Annotated in this window: 1 protein-coding gene; it reads left to right on the top strand. The window is 44.5% G+C overall.

What is annotated here, in order from left to right; translation table 11 throughout:
• The coding region (locus tag ACFILO_RS09800; RefSeq protein WP_375678249.1) for a hemagglutinin repeat-containing protein at positions 1-548 on the top strand (548 nt) is incomplete at both ends.

Genomic DNA, 548 nt, shown 5'->3' with positions numbered 1-548 from the left:
GTGACGATTGATGGCATGACAGATCATCATAAAAGCCATTCAGAGGAGCATGAAACAGGTTTTGGTGTGGGATCAGGTAAGGGCTTTGTGTCGATATACGGGAGTGAGGGAAAGACAGAAAATGAAGAGAGTTTTGAGCATCAAGGTTCTTCTCTCAATGCGGATGGCAATATCACCATCACTGCCAAGAAAAAAGATGTGACAATTGTTGGCTCTGATCTTGCAGGTGAGAATATTAACCTTTCGGCAACTCGTGATGTCAATGTGCTTGTTGGTCATAATAGCCATAAGTCAAACTCAAAGGAAGAACGTACAGGCTTTGGGTTTCAGTTTGAAAAGAGCAACAGCGGTGCTTCTGTAGGTGTTGGAATTGCAAGCGCCAAAGATACGGGCGATCAATGGGAAACCACTTCCACACAATCACACATCACGGCACGCCAAGATGTGCAGATTACTGCTGACAATGATGTGAATTTACAAGCAGCCATTGTTTCGGCGGATCGTGATGTCAACATGGATGCCGGCAATAATATCACCCTATCAGAAAG

The organism is Bartonella sp. AP72JLCBS (assembly GCF_042195705.1).
Taxonomy (GTDB): domain Bacteria; phylum Pseudomonadota; class Alphaproteobacteria; order Rhizobiales; family Rhizobiaceae; genus Bartonella.
The sequence above is the reverse complement of the archived record's forward strand: the minus strand, read 5'-3'. Positions and strand labels throughout refer to the sequence as shown.